General features: G+C 53.8%; 16 protein-coding genes. 12 read left to right on the top strand and 4 right to left on the bottom strand.

Annotated elements, in window-relative coordinates:
- The first annotated feature begins 33 nt into the window (after positions 1-33).
- The 4 genes from DCC85_RS02300 (at position 34) to DCC85_RS02315 (ending at position 4,558) form a co-directional block, all read left to right on the top strand.
- Complete coding sequence (locus tag DCC85_RS02300) at positions 34-2,091, top strand: methyl-accepting chemotaxis protein (RefSeq protein ID WP_108464124.1); 2,058 nt, start codon at positions 34-36, stop codon at positions 2,089-2,091.
- 141 nt (positions 2,092-2,232) lie between these two features.
- Entirely contained in the window at positions 2,233-3,033 is an 801-nt protein-coding gene (locus DCC85_RS02305) for a prepilin peptidase (RefSeq protein WP_108464125.1), read from the top strand.
- 149 nt (positions 3,034-3,182) lie between these two features.
- Positions 3,183-3,617, top strand: coding sequence for an NfeD family protein (locus tag DCC85_RS02310; protein ID WP_108464126.1), 435 nt, complete (start codon positions 3,183-3,185; stop codon positions 3,615-3,617).
- Positions 3,617-4,558, top strand: a complete 942-nt coding sequence (locus tag DCC85_RS02315) for an SPFH domain-containing protein (RefSeq protein WP_108464127.1) — start codon at positions 3,617-3,619, stop codon at positions 4,556-4,558. The genes DCC85_RS02310 and DCC85_RS02315 overlap by 1 nt, the downstream gene beginning before the upstream one ends.
- An 83-nt stretch (positions 4,559-4,641) precedes the next feature.
- Here the strand turns inward: DCC85_RS02315 and DCC85_RS02320 are convergent, their stop codons facing one another.
- Entirely contained in the window at positions 4,642-5,319 is a 678-nt protein-coding gene (locus DCC85_RS02320; RefSeq protein ID WP_108464128.1) for a PspA/IM30 family protein, read from the bottom strand.
- 43 nt (positions 5,320-5,362) lie between these two features.
- Entirely contained in the window at positions 5,363-5,587 is a 225-nt protein-coding gene (locus DCC85_RS02325) for a PspC domain-containing protein (protein ID WP_108464129.1), read from the bottom strand.
- Positions 5,588-5,856: 269 nt separating this feature from the next.
- Here DCC85_RS02325 and DCC85_RS02335 point away from each other — a divergent pair, with 269 nt between their 5' ends.
- Together DCC85_RS02335 and DCC85_RS02340 are read left to right on the top strand one after the other, a co-directional pair.
- Complete coding sequence (locus DCC85_RS02335; protein ID WP_108464131.1) at positions 5,857-6,402, top strand: flavodoxin family protein; 546 nt, start codon at positions 5,857-5,859, stop codon at positions 6,400-6,402.
- Positions 6,403-6,548: 146 nt separating this feature from the next.
- Positions 6,549-7,286 carry a glycerophosphodiester phosphodiesterase gene (locus DCC85_RS02340; protein WP_108464132.1) on the top strand — a complete coding sequence of 246 codons (738 nt, stop codon included), beginning with the start codon at positions 6,549-6,551 and terminating at the stop codon, positions 7,284-7,286.
- An 81-nt stretch (positions 7,287-7,367) separates the two neighbouring features.
- On the opposite strand, the gene DCC85_RS02345 is transcribed toward DCC85_RS02340, so the two are convergent.
- Positions 7,368-8,069, bottom strand: coding sequence for a YcnI family copper-binding membrane protein (locus tag DCC85_RS02345; protein ID WP_108464133.1), 702 nt, complete (start codon positions 8,067-8,069; stop codon positions 7,368-7,370).
- Between the two features lie 48 nt (positions 8,070-8,117).
- The gene (locus DCC85_RS02350; RefSeq protein WP_108464134.1) at positions 8,118-9,785 is read right to left on the bottom strand and encodes a copper resistance CopC/CopD family protein; all 1,668 of its coding nucleotides are present in this window, start codon (positions 9,783-9,785) and stop codon (positions 8,118-8,120) included.
- Between the two features lie 236 nt (positions 9,786-10,021).
- Between DCC85_RS02350 and DCC85_RS02355 the strand changes: the two genes are divergently transcribed.
- The 6 genes from DCC85_RS02355 to DCC85_RS02380 all read left to right on the top strand — a co-directional run bounded on the left by DCC85_RS02355 (position 10,022) and on the right by DCC85_RS02380 (position 16,629).
- The gene (locus DCC85_RS02355; RefSeq protein WP_108464135.1) at positions 10,022-10,363 is read left to right on the top strand and encodes a metal-sensitive transcriptional regulator; all 342 of its coding nucleotides are present in this window, start codon (positions 10,022-10,024) and stop codon (positions 10,361-10,363) included.
- 40 nt (positions 10,364-10,403) lie between these two features.
- A complete protein-coding gene (locus DCC85_RS02360) occupies positions 10,404-10,604 on the top strand; it encodes a copper ion binding protein (RefSeq protein WP_108464136.1) in 201 nt (66 codons plus the stop codon).
- Between the two features lie 87 nt (positions 10,605-10,691).
- Positions 10,692-12,923: a heavy metal translocating P-type ATPase gene (locus DCC85_RS02365; RefSeq protein ID WP_108464137.1), complete on the top strand. Its 2,232-nt coding sequence runs from the start codon at positions 10,692-10,694 to the stop codon at positions 12,921-12,923.
- A 705-nt stretch (positions 12,924-13,628) separates the two neighbouring features.
- Positions 13,629-14,525, top strand: coding sequence for a DUF2268 domain-containing putative Zn-dependent protease (locus tag DCC85_RS02370; RefSeq protein ID WP_108464138.1), 897 nt, complete (start codon positions 13,629-13,631; stop codon positions 14,523-14,525).
- A 131-nt stretch (positions 14,526-14,656) separates the two neighbouring features.
- Entirely contained in the window at positions 14,657-15,271 is a 615-nt protein-coding gene (locus tag DCC85_RS02375) for a LysE/ArgO family amino acid transporter (RefSeq protein WP_108464139.1), read from the top strand.
- 191 nt (positions 15,272-15,462) lie between these two features.
- Entirely contained in the window at positions 15,463-16,629 is a 1,167-nt protein-coding gene (locus DCC85_RS02380) for a YhgE/Pip domain-containing protein (protein ID WP_108464140.1), read from the top strand.
- Positions 16,630-16,673 lie beyond the last annotated feature (44 nt).

Here is a 16,673-nt window from a genome sequence, read left to right on the forward strand (position 1 = left end):
AGCACCTAGGAATAGAAGAAGGGGGAAAGAAAGATGAAGTTCTGGAGTCAAAGCGGTTGGAGATCTGTGGGGATGAAGCTGTTTATTTTCTTATTTGCGGCGGTCGTTGTGCTCACCGGAGTGCTCGGGCTAGTCTCTTATCAGGTATCCAAGGGGATTGTCCGTGAGCAGGTCAGCTCCGCATCGGCTCAGGCGGTAGCGCAGGCAGCCGATAAGCTGGATTTCCTGCTTACGGAATACGAATCGTCATCCCGGCAGCTTGCCGTAGACCAAGTGTTGAGAGAGGATCTGAAGAGTGTAACCACGACAGGGATAAGTACGGTGCAGAAGGCCAAGGCAGAGGAGCGCATCAAGCGCAGGCTCGACGGGTTAACCGGCTCCGATTCCAGATTGGTCGGGGTGAAGCTGGTATCGCCAACCCTGGATTCATCCAAGTCCTACCAATCTACCGGAGGGAATGGGGTCCGGTCAGATGGGGAAGTCCAGGCCAGAATCAAACGTATTGTGGAAGCTGGAGGCAAGCCGGTATGGTTCCCGACCATGCCCAAAGGCTTCTTCAACAATACGAACACGCCTGAATTTGCGATGGGCCGGCTGCTTCGCAATTTACAGCATCCGGAGGCCGATTATATTCTGCTGTATCAGCTCGAAGAGACTTCACTAGGCGATATTCTATCGAATCTCAAGATCGGCAAGAAGGGCGAGGTTCGGCTGCTCTCAGCCGAGAATCAGGTGGTATATGCCCCGGATGCGGTACTGCTCGGGACTGAATCAGCCATTCAGGTCAGCCCTGATCAGGTCAAACGGAAGGAGACCGAGTTTACTTACCAGGAAGGCCAGGGCGGTGCAAAGCTTGCTGTATTCCAGCCGCTGAGGACGAACGCCTGGAACCTGGTTGGTTACGCGCCGGAAAGTGATTTCTTAAGCGCTGCGGACAAGCTGCTCTATATCACGCTGCTTATCATTCTCCTTGCGATGCTTGCGGCGGTCATGCTTGGGGTAGCACTGGTCCGCATGGTCGGGCGGCCGCTGAATCAGCTGTGCGGTCTTATGGAGCAGGCTGAGCAGGGCAATCTGCTGGTGCGCACCGACTTCCGGCGGAAGGATGAGATCGGCCGTCTGGGAAGCGGTTTTAACCGGATGATGGGCCAAATATCAAGCCTCGTGAATCGTACACAGGAGACGGCGGTAGGCGTACTATCTACGGCAGAAGAACTGGCCGGAGCTTCTCGCAGCACTTCTCATACCGCCGAGGAAATTGCCGAGTCTACTCGGGAAATTGCGGCTGGTGCGGGTGATCTGGCTCAGGAAGCGGATCAGGGGCTTCGAATTATAGAAGCGATGGAACAGCAGATGCATCAAGTTCACCAGGCTAATCATGCGATGAACAATTCGGCAGGGAAGGTCATCGAAGTGAGCGAACAGGGCTCTGCTTACATGACTGACCTGGTGGAGAAGACCGGGCAAGCTTCCTTGATGGCTGAACGGATTCAGGAATTCTCAAGCAAGCTGAACGATAGCACCGCTTCGATTCGCAGTATTCTGCAGCCGATGGTGGAGATGACCAAGCAGACACAGATTCTCTCCTTGAATGCTTCCATCGAGGCATCGAGAGCTGGCGCCTCGGGCAAAGGCTTCATGGTGATCGCGGAAGAGATTCGCAAGCTGGCCGGCCAGTCCAGTGAATCCATTCAGGATGTGTCAGCAATGACGGATGCCATTCAAGAGACGATCGAGCATACGGTGCAGGTGCTGAAGGAAGTATCCCCGCTCTTTGGTGAGCAGCTGCAAGCCGTTCAGGAAGCCTCTTCTTTCTTCCAAAGCGTCAGAGGGGAGATGGACCGCTTCCTGGAGCAGATTCGTCAATCAGCTGCCTCGGTTGACGCCCTGTCTGCCACGCAAGAGCAGCTCGGGCAGATGATGTCAGGGGTAAGCGCGGTGGTTCAGCAAACCAGCGCCTCTACCGAGGAGGTCGCCTCTATGTCCGCCGAGCAATTCAAGGTCAGCGGACAGCTGGTCCGATTGTCCGAGCAGCTTGAAGAGCTTGCCGCCACACTTCAGACCACACTGGCCGCTTTCAAGGAATTCTGAGAGATTACGGCAGGATAAGCGTTTAACTCCTGCAAGAAAAATATTACAATGGGTGGTAACAGGAGAAGCTGGATTCTACCCATGGGCGTTCGGAAAAAAGAATGCCGCTGCTTCTTCTGCAAAACTCTTGAAGAGTAATATATGAAAGCGAAGCAGCTTATGAATCTGTTTATTTCACTGTCATTGTTCTTGCTGGGGCTTCCCCTCGGCGCAAGCTTATATCATATCGGGCTACGGCTGGCTGCAGGGAAAGTGGGATCCCGCTCACCGATCTCTACGTCCGGCAGGTTCCGCTTAAATCTACGGAATCTGCGCCGGACTATCCTCAGCTTTAGAAGGAAGTATGAGGCAGGATCGTGCCAAGGATCATGCAAGGGATCATGCCAAAAGTCCGGCGGGGCTCAGGCAGGGCTGTATGTTGTCACCGCAGTGGTGACAGGAAGCCTCTGGATGGGAGTCTATCTTAAGTTTGGCTGGAGCGGGAGAACCCTGGTCGGGCTGACGCTGGCAGGCCTTGGGGTTCTTGTATCTGTGACAGATTTCAAATCCAAAATCATTCCCAATAAAGTGCTGCTATTTTTTGCGCCTCTGCTGTTTATAATGGTGCTGGTGTTCCCGTCGGCTCCACTGTGGAGCCATCTGGTATCGGGCATCATCAGCGGTGCTGTCCTCGTATTGATTGCTTTGCTTAGCGGGGGCGGAATAGGAATGGGGGATGCCAAGCTGTTTGCGCTGTGCGGTTTCGTGCTGGGACTTCCTTTGGCTTTTCTTGCCTTGCTGCTGTCCTGTATTTTTGCGATTGGGGTATATAGCGTTGCCGGGTTTGTCCGAACTACGAGGGGGCCGTTGTCCATTCCTTTTGGCCCAGGTCTTGTCCTTGGCACACTGGCGGCTTACACCTTTGATTCACAGCTTCTGAGCGCTTATTTCTCACTTTTTTAAGTTACATCCTATTTCAAGCAGAAGTGATAACAGGTCTGTATCTTGAGAATACAGGCCTGTTTTCGCGGAAGATCGGTATTTTTTTGATACCTTTTTTACGTAGCTTCGTAGTATAGTAATATCAAGTGAAAGGTGGTGAACCTGCCCTCATGCATGCTTGGGTGATTTGGCTGATTGCAGCCGGGATTCTTCTTGTTCTAGAGATGATGACACTTACCTTCTATTTATTATGGTTCAGCATCGGTGCGGTCGTAGCAGCCCTGGTGGCCGCTATAGCTCCTGACGCATACTTGCTGCAGGTGATTGTTGGCTGCGTCGTTTCGCTGATACTGACCGTGTTTACCAAGCCGCTCTCCCGAAGATTTCGGGCAGCTCGCGGTTTTGAGGATGCGGGGATAGAGCTGATTGGTAGAAAAGGCATTGTGACAGAACCGATCGAACCGGGCCAATACGGCATTGTGAAGATCGGTGGAGACACCTGGAGTGCTACATCCAGCGAGTATCAGGCCAAGGATGAGTGGGTCAGGGTCATTAAGCGGAGCAGTACACGGATTGAAGTTGAGAAATGGGAGGAGTTCTATTAATGCCAGTGCAATGGATCGTAATTGCGGTTGTTGTCTTTGTTGTTGTTGTATTCATCGCCCTTACTGTCAAGATCGTACCGCAGCAGCGGGTTGGGGTAGTAGAGCGGCTGGGTAAATTCCATCGGCTGCTGAATCCGGGGTTGAACATTCTGATTCCAGTGATTGATCAGGTACGTCTATACCATGATTTGCGAATTCAACAGGCGAATGTTCCGCCTCAAACGGTGATCACCAAGGATAACGTTCAGGTGCAGATCGACTCGATTATTTTCTATCAGGTGGTAGGACCAGAACAAGCGACCTATGGAATTTCTGATTATGTCTATGGGGTTCGGAATATCTCAACCGCAACGATGCGCCAAATTATCGGTAAGCTGGAGCTGGATGAGACCTTGTCCGGCCGGGAGAAAATCTCTACAGAGATCCGGATCGCGCTTGATGAAGCTACCGAGAAGTGGGGAGTGCGCATCGAGCGGGTGGAAGTGATCGACATCAAGCCTCCATTGGACATTCAGGAAGCGATGGATAAGCAGATGAAGGCTGAACGGAATAAGCGTGCTATCGTCCTTGAAGCTGAAGCAGCCAAGCAGGATATGATCCTGCGTGCCGAAGGGGATAAGCAGAGTAAGATCCTGAAGGCAGAAGGGGATAAGGAAGCCCGGATTCGGGAAGCGGAAGGTCTTGGACAGGCGCAAGAGCTTGAAGCGCTGGGTCAGGCGAAGGCTATTCAGGCCATTGCGGAAGCCGAGAGAGCACGGATCGAGAATCTGCGTGCTGCCGGGCTGGATGAGTCCGTTCTTGCTTACCGCTCCTTCGAAGCTCTTACTGAGATTGCCAAGGGCCCTGCGAACAAGGTGTTCATTCCATCTAATGCGGTGGAGACACTGGGCAGCCTGGGCGCGATCGGCGAAGTATTTAAGGCCGGAAAGAGTGAGAAATAACGAACTAAACAGACTTATACAACACATAGATAAGACCCCCGGGGCCACTGGTCCCGGGGGTCTTTGCATCGGTCTATCAAGAGTTATTTATCGCTGTCAGCCTTAGCTTCAGCCAGCTTACTCTGGAGCCGGCTGAATTCGGCGTCGATCTCGGAGCTTCGTCCGCTATGCGCGACGTACCCCGCACCGGAGTAATGCCCGCGGGCCTCAAGCTCCGCTTCCCAGCCGGTGACCTTCTCTTCCATCCGCTCGAAGCCTCTCGCGGCAGCGCCGCTGTCAATGCCGCGGCTGAAGTTCGGGCGGATCATGCCTTCCTGATCCCGCACCTTCTGAGCGCGAGCTGCCAGATCCTCGCGCTTCTTCTTAAGCTGCACCAGCTCTTCCTGTGCGGCTTCGAGCTGGAATTCCAGCTCGGTGATGCGCTTCTCGGCGTCTGAGCGCTGTGCAGCATAAGCCTCGCTCTGCTCAGTGTGCCGCAGCTTGGCTTCGACGGCCCGCTTCGCGGTCAGCTCATCTCCTTCGGAGATGGCGGAGAGGGCCGCTTGCTCGCTTTGCTCAGCCAGGCGCAGCGCCTCATCGCTTTGCCGCTCCAGCACCTTCACGGTAATGCGCAGCTCTCTAAGCTGGGCCTCAGCTCCGTGAATATCCTCTTCGAGGTTGCGCAGATACTGTCCGGTCATGAGCACCGGATTCTCCAGCTTGTTCAGCGCCTCGTGAACTGCGGCTTTGGTGATGTTAGCAATACGGTCAAATATACTCATAGGGATTCGCTCCTTTTATAGATTCAAATTTGGTTTGGGACTATTAGTAGTGGGAATGGTAGTCATCAAAGTCAAAGCTGCCATAAGGCTCTTCAGGTACAAGCAGGCTTGCGATCAGGTAAAGGGCAAACACCGTGCCGAAACTGCAGAATGCGGCAATGACGGTGATAAGCCGGACAACAGTTGGGTCTACACGCAGCCAATTGGCGATACCGCCGCACAGGCCGCTAAGCTTCTTGTCGCTTCTGGATCGGTACAATTTATTCATGAGGGAAACACTCGCTTTCGCATTTTTTATATATTCCGTAGTTGATGTCTTTATTGTAGAGGGATTTGCTGCTGGCCAAAACGGTCTAAGGGTGGTTTATCGACTGGACCTTGGTCGGGGGAAGGCTCTGGCCTTAGTGACGGGGGAATGCTGTCAAAGAAAGGAATACAAGCTCTGGAAAATGGCATAAATCGCCGAAACGTCGTATAACAATAGAGGGAATGAGGTAGGTTCATGAATAAGAGGAAGAGCAGAGGAGAGATGCGAGGATGAGTATTGCCGTCTTGAATGGAAGCGGGCGACCGGGAGGAAATACGGAGCTTTTGACGAATGTTGTACTGGATGGACTGCCCCACACGGAGCTGGTGCTGAGGGAGAAGCGGATTTTGCCGATCGTGGACCAGCGTCATACGGAAGGCGGATTTCAGCCGGTAGACGATGATTATGATAGCGTCGTTGAGGCGGTGCTGTCCCACGAGACCTTGATCTTTGTATCTCCGGTGTATTGGTACGGGGTGTCAGGCCTATTGAAAAATTTCATTGATCGCTGGTCACAGAGTCTCCGGGATCCTCGCTACAATTTCAAAGAAGTCATGTCAAAGAAGCAGGCTTTTGTCTTGGTAGCTGGCGGGGACAATCCGCGGATCAAGGCGCTGCCGCTGATTCAGCAGCTTCGGTATACGTTTGATTTTGTAGGTATGCCGCTCTCCGGATATATTATTGGTCAAGCCAGTAAGCCAGGGGAGATTCTGGAGGATAGCCGGGCAATCACGGAGGCCAAATGGCTGAACAGCCTTCTGAAGCAGCAGGCCTAAGCAGGAAAAACAGGTAGGCATGAGGGGCGGGCCGTAACCTTACAGGAGGAGGTCCGCTCTTTTTAATCCAAGATTCATATCCCGCTTACATTCAGCAGCTATAGTAGAAGAACACACTGAAGTAGTAGACAGGGGAGGACGAACAAATGAAGGAACTGATTAACTTTGCTCACCGGGGGGCTGCCGGGCATTGTCCGGAGAACACGATGGTATCCTTTAGACGCGCCTTGGAGCTGGGAGCTACGGGAATCGAGACCGATGTTCAGATGACTAAGGATGGAGAGCTTGTGCTGATTCATGATGAGTCGCTGAAGCGCACGACAGGCCGGGAAGCCTGGATCAACGATGTGACCCTGGAAGAGGTCAGAGAACTGGATGCCGGCGCGTGGTACGGCGCGGAGTTTGCTGGCGAGCGAATTCCCCGCCTCGATGAGCTGCTTGAGCTGCTAAAGGATCGCAGTACTATTCTGAACATTGAGCTGAAGAACGGAATGGTGCAGTATCCGGAGCTGGAAGCCAAGGTCATCCAAGCGGTGCGCCGGTATGAAATGAGCGAACGCGTAGTTATCTCCAGCTTCAATCATTATTCCTTGGCCGTCTGCAAGCAGATTGCGCCTGAGATTCGGACAGGCCTGCTGTACGGAGAGGGACTTTATGAGCCTTGGAAATATGCGCATACGGTGAATGCTGATGCACTGCATCCATGGTATGGTGCCGTCCTGCCAGAATGGGTGGCAGCTGCAGCTGAAGAGGGCATCGCATACCATCCCTTCACGGTCAATGAGCCGCAATTGATGCAGAAAATGATCGATGCAGGGGTAGCGGGAATTATTACGGATTATCCTGATCGACTAGCTGAATTACTTAGTCCGAAGCGTGTATAAGGAATAATATGAAAGGGGCAGCTCCCAAGGTCATCTCAGGATGACCGGGGGCTGCCCCTTGGCGTTATAAGGAATGAAGCTTTAAGCTTTGCGGCGGCGTGCAGCTAGAACCGCAAACCACAAGGCGGCTAAGGAGACGATCAGGGCCCCTGCAGACATGATCAGGTTCAGTGTGGAGGTCGTGCTGCTGCTGGAATCTGCTGCAGAAGCCTCCGCATGATCGGCAGTGCTGTTGGCGGATGAGTTCGCGCTGTGATCCCCGGAAGCTGTATCGTGAGCGCTGTCGGCGGAAGTGGCGTTTGCAGCTGCCTCGGGGGTAATCTTGGTGATGGAGTGCGGTGTGTCCGCTCCTTCTTCACCCGTCCATTCCACAATGGAGCCGTCGCTGTAATACTGGAAGGCATCCCAGGCGATATCTGAAGCCTGATCCGGATTTTTGGCTACAAAATTAAACTGCATAAATTGTCCCGCCTCAATGCCCTTGCCTGTTGCAGTCCAGGTAATCGTGGTCAACTTGCCGGCATTATTCGCGGTTGTATCAATCTTCCAGTCGGGTACGGGCTGGTATTGCTTAAGCTCGACTTGTTCAGGGATTTTGAGCGCAATCTTGACGGTAGGCAGGTCTTTCTCGGCCGGAATCTTGATCGTATAGGTTTCCCAAGCACCGGGGCTGGAGACAGCCGGCTTCACGGTGACATGTGCGCTGGCGATCCCCGTGAACAGCATTAGACCCGCTGCGGTTAAAGCTAAAGTGGAAGTGAGTTTTGCAACTAATTTTCTCATGATCAATAGGACTCCTTTATTCTTGGATTGTACTGCAAGTTATGGATTTTAAGGCATGCCGGCCTCAAAGCTAAGGCTGCCATCTATAGATTCTAAGGTGGAAAGCAGGATGTGGTAGTCTACCTGCCAGCTCCCCGAGGTGGTCAGCAGCAAGTCTGCAGAATACTGCGGACGATCTCCCGGCAAGTTGACGACAATGGGGTCCATCTTCTCTTTGGTTGAAGAGAACTTCAGCGTGATTTGCTGGATTCCCTTCAGCGTGCTGCCGTCCTTATCCGTCATCTTAACCTCCAGGCGATTGCTGCCGATGGCTGCTGGTGAGATGTTCAGTTCAAGCCTGGAGCCGCCTTGCAGGGCCTCGGTCAAGTGGACCGGACCTTTAGGCGCCTGAACAGGCGAGAGGTTCGTCAGCAGCGCAGCCAGCACCAGCACGACCAGGCCGGAGGCAAGCTCGGTCCATAGGGCGGCGCCAAGCTTCTGCTGTTTGGCTCCGCGCCGATAATTGAAGAAGGCGAGGGCCAGCATGAGAATCATCAGGCCCGCCTTCACCAGCAGCACCTGCCCGTAAGCTGTGTTGAACAGCGCCCCCACATCGGGCAGGTAAAGGACGGAGCCATACACGCCGCTGATTAGCAGAACGGCAACGCAGAGGGATGCCGTTAACGAGAAGCGGCGAACCGTAAAGGCAGCAAGCGAAGGCTGCCCGTCAAGCCGGGCCTGGCCAGCCGCGATGCCTGGCATCACAAGCGCCAGGGCAACCAGGCCCCCGGTCCACAGCGATGCGGCTGCCAGATGCACGAAGTCGGCGGCAATCGCTAAGGTCCGTGAAGAAGCGGCTGCCGGGTGGCCGATAAAGGCTTTGGCCAGGAGCATCAGACCGAGCGTCACGGCCGCCCAGCGGGCAAGGCTTCGCTTGCGGCGCTGATAGTCCTTGGACACGAGCCCGTAAGTCAAGGCGGCGAGGACAAGCAGCATCAGCGCCTGCGCCCACCAGACCGTTCCGAAGGAAGAGGTCTTTAGGGTCTGGCGGAACAGTTCACCCTGCCATACGGCGCCCCAGCCAAGTCCAGCTTCGAGCCGGATTTGCAGAGGCAGGCTGAGCAGAATTCCTAGACCCGCGAGGAGGAGAGCGGCGGTGAGCCAGATGCGGCTCCCGCGATTAGTGTAGCTCCCCTCACGGGCATGCTTGGGCAGAAGGAATAGGGAGAGCGACAGAACACCGGCATATAAGGCGTATCCTAAATATTGAAGCCAGCGGATCAGCGTCTGGTCCAGACCGGGTGATGTATTGTCCTGAGCACTTCCGGGCAGATCGGCACTTGCGCTGCTCGCTTGCCCAACAATAAAAGGAATGGTGCCGGATATCGGATGTCCATCTCCCGAAACGGCACGCCAGTGAATCGTATAGACCCCTTCAGGGAGGTCTGGCTTGAGCTTGTTAACCAGTTTGGCTGCATTGTTCGGATCTATGCCAGCCTGATCCAAATCCACTCGATCTCCGGAGGCGTTCGTAACCGAAAGGGTGAGGAAGGCGCCTCCGACGGGCTCGTTGAACAGAATGGATACCTGTTCGGGTGAATGAGGCATAACTTGACCGCTGGCAGGTTCGGCTTCAATAATATAGGCATGCGCGGATGCGAAGCCTGGAAATAGCAGGATGAGGCAGCCAAGAATCATGAGGCTGAGGGTCATTCTTTGTAATGTTTGAACCTTCATGGAGTCTTAGAACCCCCTTTTTATTTATTTTGCAATGACATATATCATCTTATCTCTGTTATTCCCACCTTGAGAATGACCATAACGGGCTATTAGCGGCGGATAAGCGCATAGGATTATGTCCATATTGTGAAAGGTCAAGAAAAATACAGTAATGCAGCTTTACATACCCCTAGGGGGTATGATAAGATCGAAACGTACTAACTAAGCAGGATTGGCATAAGGAGGAATCGCTGATGAAGGAAGAGAATCAAGCGGGCGAGAAGCAGGCTTCACAATGCTGCGATTCCCATCATGCGGATAGACAGAGCCATCATTCAGAGGCCTTTAAGGGCAAGCTCATTACCCGGCTTAACCGGATTGAGGGCCAGATTCGCGGCGTGAAGGGACTCATCGAGAAGGATACTTACTGCGATGATGTGCTGAATCAGATTGCGGCGATCCAATCCGCGCTCAATGGCGTTGGGAAGCTGCTGCTGGAAGGGCATATGAAGAGTTGCCTGATTGAGCGCATCCAAGCCGGAGAGATGGAAGTCGTCGATGAGCTGCTGGTCACTGTCAACAAATTAATGAAGTAGTTTCCATTTATACAATCACAAATTATAGGAGGTAGTTTACATGCAAAACGTGAAGCTGCAAGTGGAAGGTATGTCGTGCAATCATTGTGTCAAAGCGGTTGAAGGTGCGCTTGAGGAAGTTGGAGCAGCAGGCAAAGTGGATCTTGCCGCGAAGACTGTAGATGTTACTTATGATGAGAGCAAGTTGAACCTTGATGCGATCAAAGCTGCGATTGAAGATCAAGGGTATGACGTCGTCTAAGGCGGGCAGAGTTTTCTGCCGTTTGAAATATACCCCCTAGGGGTATTTTGGAGAGGCTAAGGCTTAACATTAGAGGAGGAACCTCATATGGAAAATGCAAAGGAAGCATTGGCCGGCCAGGAGCAGACTACCCTTCAGATTACGGGAATGACCTGTGCCGCTTGCGCTACAAGAATTGAGAAGGGTCTGAACCGGCTCCCGGGTGTGGAGCAGGCCAATGTGAACCTGGCGATGGAGACGGCTATGGTGAAGTATGAGCCGGATGCCGTCTCGCTCGAAGATATCATGAAGAAGGTCGATCAATTAGGATACAAGGCCGAGCCTAAGCAATCAGAGGAAGAGACTGAGAAGGCCAAGACCCGCGAGGTTCATCATCAACGGAACAAGCTGATTGTCTCGGCGGTTCTGTCACTTCCCCTGCTGTGGGCTATGGCAGGCCATTTCTCCTTCACCTCGTTCATCTGGACGCCGGAGCTGCTCATGAACCCGTGGTTCCAGCTGATTTTGGCAACGCCCGTACAGTTCATCATCGGCGGCGGGTTCTATGTGGGCGCTTATAAGGCATTAAGGAACAAAAGCGCCAATATGGATGTGCTTGTCGCGCTCGGAACCTCAGCGGCCTATTTCTACAGCCTGTATCAGACGATCCGCTGGGCAACCCTGCCGCATGCCCATACCTCTGAGCTGTACTATGAGACCAGCGCCATTCTCATTACCTTAATTCTGATGGGAAAATGGTTCGAAGCGCTCGCTAAGGGCCGCTCCTCTCAAGCGATCAAGACCTTGATGGGCCTGCAAGCGAAGAACGCGCTTGTTGTGCGGGATGGGGCCGAGACGCTGGTGCCCTTAGAAGAAGTCGTTCCCGGGGATATTGTCGTTGTCCGTCCCGGTGAGAAAATTCCGGTGGACGGGGAAGTGATCGAAGGGATGACTTCGATCGATGAGTCGATGCTGACCGGAGAGAGTATCCCCGTTGAGAAGAAGCCGGGGGATACGGTGATCGGTGCCACGGTGAACAAGCACGGGGCGCTGAAGATCCGGGCCACGAAGGTCGGACGCGAGACAGCCCTGGCTCAGATTATCCGTGTTGTGGAAGAAGCACAGGGCTCTAAGGCACCTATTCAGCGCGTTGCTGATGTGATCTCCGGCATCTTCGTGCCGATTGTCGTCGGCATCGCCGCTGTGACCTTCCTTGTATGGCTGCTGCTTGTAAATCCAGGCGATTTCTCAGGCGCGCTGGAGAAAGCCATCGCGGTCCTGGTTATTGCCTGCCCTTGCGCGCTCGGGCTGGCTACGCCAACCTCGATTATGGCTGGATCAGGCCGTGCGGCAGAATACGGCATCCTCTTCAAGGGCGGCGAGCATCTGGAAGCTGCACAGCGCATAGATACGGTCGTGCTGGATAAGACCGGCACGGTCACGCAAGGCAAGCCGGTGCTGACAGATGTGTTGCCTGCCGCTGGCATCCGCGAAGAGGATTTGCTTCGCTGGGTTGCAACCGCTGAAGCCCGCTCCGAGCATCCGCTGGCGGAAGCGATTGTGAGCGGGGCCCGCGAGCGGGGGCTGAGCCTTCCGGAAGCGAGCGCCTTCGAAGCGGTGCCGGGCCACGGCATCATGGCGGATGTGGATGGCCGCCGGCTGCTTGCTGGCACACGGCGGCTGATGCAGCGCGAAGGCGTGGCGGCTGACGCTGCCACCAAGGCCATGGCCGAGCTGGAGCAGGCCGGCAAGACGGCTCTGCTCATCGCAGTGGACGGCCAATATGCCGGCACGGTCGCCGTGATGGACACGGTTAAGGACACCTCCAAGGCCGCGGTGCAGCGGCTGAAGGAGCAGGGGATCCGTGTCATCATGATTACCGGCGACAACGAGCGTGCGGCCCGCGCCATTGCCGCCGAGGTCGGCATTGATGAAGTGCTGGCCGAGGTGCTGCCGGAGGGCAAGGCCGCTGAGGTCAAGCGGCTGCAGCAGCAGGGCCGCCGGGTCGCTATGGTCGGCGACGGCATTAACGATGCCCCGGCCTTGGCAACGGCGGACACGGGCATTGCCATCGGCACGGGGACCGATGTGGCCATGGAGGCCGCCGATGTGACCCTGATGCGGGGCGACCTGACCGGCGTGGCGGACGCCATTCTTATGAGCCGCCGCACCATGGGCAACATTAAGCAGAACCTGTTCTGGGCGCTAGCCTACAACACGGTGGGCATCCCGATTGCCGCGGCTGGCTTCCTCGCTCCGTGGCTGGCAGGGGCTGCCATGGCGCTTAGCTCGGTGTCGGTCGTGCTGAATGCGCTGCGGCTGCAGCGGGTGAAGCTATAAGGTTCGATGCTGTAATAGCTAACCCTGGTAGGAGTTAACGCTGATAAAAACTAAAGCAGTAGCACTCGGAACTGTTAAACCCGAAGTTGCAACACATGAAGTTGTAATGCCCGAAGCTATAATCATCGAAGTGTAACACTTCGGAGCTGTTATACCCGAAGTTGTAGCACCCGAAGTTGGAGCACTTGAAGTTGTTACACCCGAAGTTGTAGCACTTGAAGTTGTTACACCCGAAGTTGTAGCACCTGAAGTTGTAATGTATGAAGCTGTTACACCCGTAGCTGTAGCACAGGAAGTTGCAACACAGGGAGCTGTGACACCCGAAGTGAGGTTGGTAAATTCGCAGTATCCCTTCCTCTTCAAGAGAGCTTCTTCCTTCTAGAATCGCACCTCTTAGAGTAAACGTTAAAACGGCTTCTGCTGAAGCTTGGCGGCGTGCTCTGGAGGTGTTTTTTATGAGGAGGGGAGCTGTGACCATAAAAAACCTCATTCAACGGACCATGGAGTATGCCTGGCTTGACCCTCACGCTGCGTGATGCTTTACAGTCTATATAGATTGAACTGGAGCTTTACATTGAACCTTCTATATAACGGTAACGGTCCAATAGGGCTCTATGACATTCATTTCTTTAGTTCATTCCATATAGTTCAGACTGGAATTATAGAATTCGACTGACGGATTCAGGAAGGAGGATCATAAGAGCGTTGAAGGTTATCGTAGAAAGGACATTTGACCAGTATGAGGCGTTATTTTCCATAGAAGAGGGGAGAGAGGATTACTTTCGTTATCACATGATGAAGCCGTTCGAGCCGATGTGGAATACGATCCAGGTTCCGCTCAAGGCTAAGCAGCCGGGCGGCTACGACGTGGTGATGGCGGCGAAGATGCTGGGCTATCTTGACTTAGGTGAGGCAGAGCTTGGCAGAAAGGGCCTGGCGCAGCTGCGGGAGGCTCGGGCTATGGAAATCGCACAGAGGACGCTGGATACGTGCATTCAGACGATGAAGCAGTGGGAACTGAGTATCCGTGCGGACGAGCTAAGGCTTGGAATTTACCTGGCTGATCCGGTTAAGCTTGAAATGCAGCAAGGATACTGCGGCTTTGGCGGCATTCCGGGCTTTATCCAATTGATGATCTATCCAAGCCCTTACAATCTGCCGCGGATTCCGGCCTTGATTGCTCATGAATTTCATCATAATCTCCGTTTCTCCTATTACGACTGGGATCATGGCAACGTGACGGTCGGTGACTATCTGATTATTGAAGGGCTGGCCGAATCCTTTGCCAAAGAGCTGTACGGGGAAGAGCTGCTGGGTCCGTGGGTAACTTCCATGGATGAGGAGGAGCTGGAATACTCGATTCAGGTGATCCAAGAGGCGCTGCCGGTTAAGGGATTCGCTGAGGTCAGCAGCTACATGTTTGGAGATAAGATCGCTATAGATCAGGGATACTCGCCTGTAGGTCTGTCGCCGTTCGCCGGTTATTCGGTAGGTTATCAGGCGGTGCAGTCTTTTCTGAGGAGGGAACAGGTCACCCTTAAGGAGGCTACTCTATTAAGTACCGCTGATATTGTTGAGCATTGCGGTTTGTTCTTCAAATAACCAGTTCATAGTTCATAGGAGTGCGTGAAATTGGTTGGGCCAAGGAGCCAGGCTTTGGATGGCGCGAAAGCAATCGACATGCGCTAGAATAGATCCCACAAGCGAAGAATGGATGGGAGAACAGAAATGACATGTGGGAAGCTGCTTTACACGGATTCATATTAGCCTGGGGATTGATTCTGCCATTAGGGGTGCAAAATGTGTTTGTCTTCAACCAGGGAGCGGCACAGCCGAAGCTTGCGCGCGCGCTTCCTGCGGTGGTTACTGCAGCCATTTGTGATACCCTGCTGATTCTGCTGGCCGTGCTGGGCGTATCGCTGATTGTACTGTCTCTGGCTTGGCTGAAAACTATACTGTATGCAGTGGGCACCTTGTTCCTTGCGTACATGGGCTGGTCGATCTGGAGAAGTGAGCCGCCAGCACCGGGCAATGCTTCGGCGGGAGTAGGTGTGCGCAAACAGATCATGTTCGCATTATCTGTATCCCTGTTGAATCCGCATGCGATCCTGGACACCATTGGCGTCATTGGCACCAGCTCGCTGAGCTATGAGGGTTATGCCAAGGCCGGATTTGCGGCAGCTGCGATTGCCGTGTCCTGGATTTGGTTTGCTGGACTCGCGGTTGCGGGCAGGGGTATGGGGCGTCTGGACAGCTCGGGCAGGCTGCTGCTTCTGATGAACAAGCTGTCTGCCGTGGTAGTCTGGGTGATGGCTGTATATATGGTGAAGATGCTGGTATTCCCTTAAGAAGTTAGACAGCAAGGGATAGGGATGGCGGCACTCGAAAGGGGCTCATCGGATCGATGAGCTTCTTTTTTGTGATTATTTTAAATTTTAGGGATTGACGGACGGGTCGTTATCCTGTATATTTTAAACAAACGTTTGATTTAAACGATCGTTTAATAAACAAAAATAGAGATATGGAGTGGAGATTTATTATGTTTTCAGCCCTTAAAGCCTTGCTTCGCAAGCCGCCAACCATTATAGGAATCAGCGTGGCGCTTGCCTTCCAGCTCATCTTCAGCCTGGTATGGATGACTGCCTATGACGGAATGAATGAGCGAACAGACAAATTGACCGTAGCTATAGTAAATGAAGATGGAGAGGCCGGCAAGGCCATCGGTGAGCAGCTGGCTGGCAAGCTGCCTTTCCATCTTGAGAATATGTCGGCAGAAGAGGCTAAGGATGGCCTGACAAAGCGCGATGTGCAGATGGTTGTGACTATCCCGGCAACCTTCTCGGAGCAGCTTCAGACGGCGGGTGGCAAGCCTGAGCTTAGCTTTACGATTAATGAATCCAATCCGGCAACGATCAAGAGCATTATGCAAAGTGCGGCCAATTCGATTGGGAGCGCCTTGAACCAGAACGTCACCCTGCAGGGCACCGAGGCTGTGCTTCAGCAGCTGAAGCTGCCGGAGCAGCAGGCCCATAAGGTGGCTGAGTCGCTAAGCGGACGCGTGGCGATCAAGACCGAGCTGCTTAATCCGGTAGATGGCATGAACAACCAGATGGTTCCGATGATGCTGGTGCTTGCCTCCTTTGTAGGCTCCATGATTATGGCCATGAATGTACAGCAGGGATTCGGCATGCTGGGAGCCGCCTTCAGTAAATGGCAGAAGTTCGGTGCGCGCATAATTCTGAATGCAGCAACTGCGGTAGTGGTGTCCTTGGTTGGGTCCTCCATGGTCATGGCGCTCGGTGGTCAAGCTGCTCATGGCATGCTGGAGCTGTGGATGTTCCAGGCCCTGTTCCTGGTCTCCTTCATGTTCTTAGCCCAGATGTTCATCATGCTGGTCGGTCCGGCCGGGATGTTCCTGAATATGTTCATGATGTCTATTCAGCTGGTAACCTCCGGAGCGATGGCTCCGCGTCAGATGCTTAATTCTTTCTACGGGTTCCTTGGTGAGATCCTGCCAGCCTCCTATGCGGTGGACGGGCTGATGAACCTGCAGTTTGGCGGTCCTGCCGTAGGCCGTCAAGCAGCGATGCTGGCCTTAATTACAGCAATCTGTCTGCTGGTATGTCTTGTTATAACGGCTTTGCGTCGTTCGAAGCCCGCTTTACAGGCAGCTTCAGTACCGGAGCCGGAACCGGAAGCCGCTTAGGGCGAATAAGGGATAGCGGCCTACTGCAGCTGTATGCTGTAGTG

The organism is Paenibacillus sp. CAA11 (assembly GCF_003060825.1).
In the GTDB taxonomy this organism is placed as follows: domain Bacteria; phylum Bacillota; class Bacilli; order Paenibacillales; family Paenibacillaceae; genus Fontibacillus.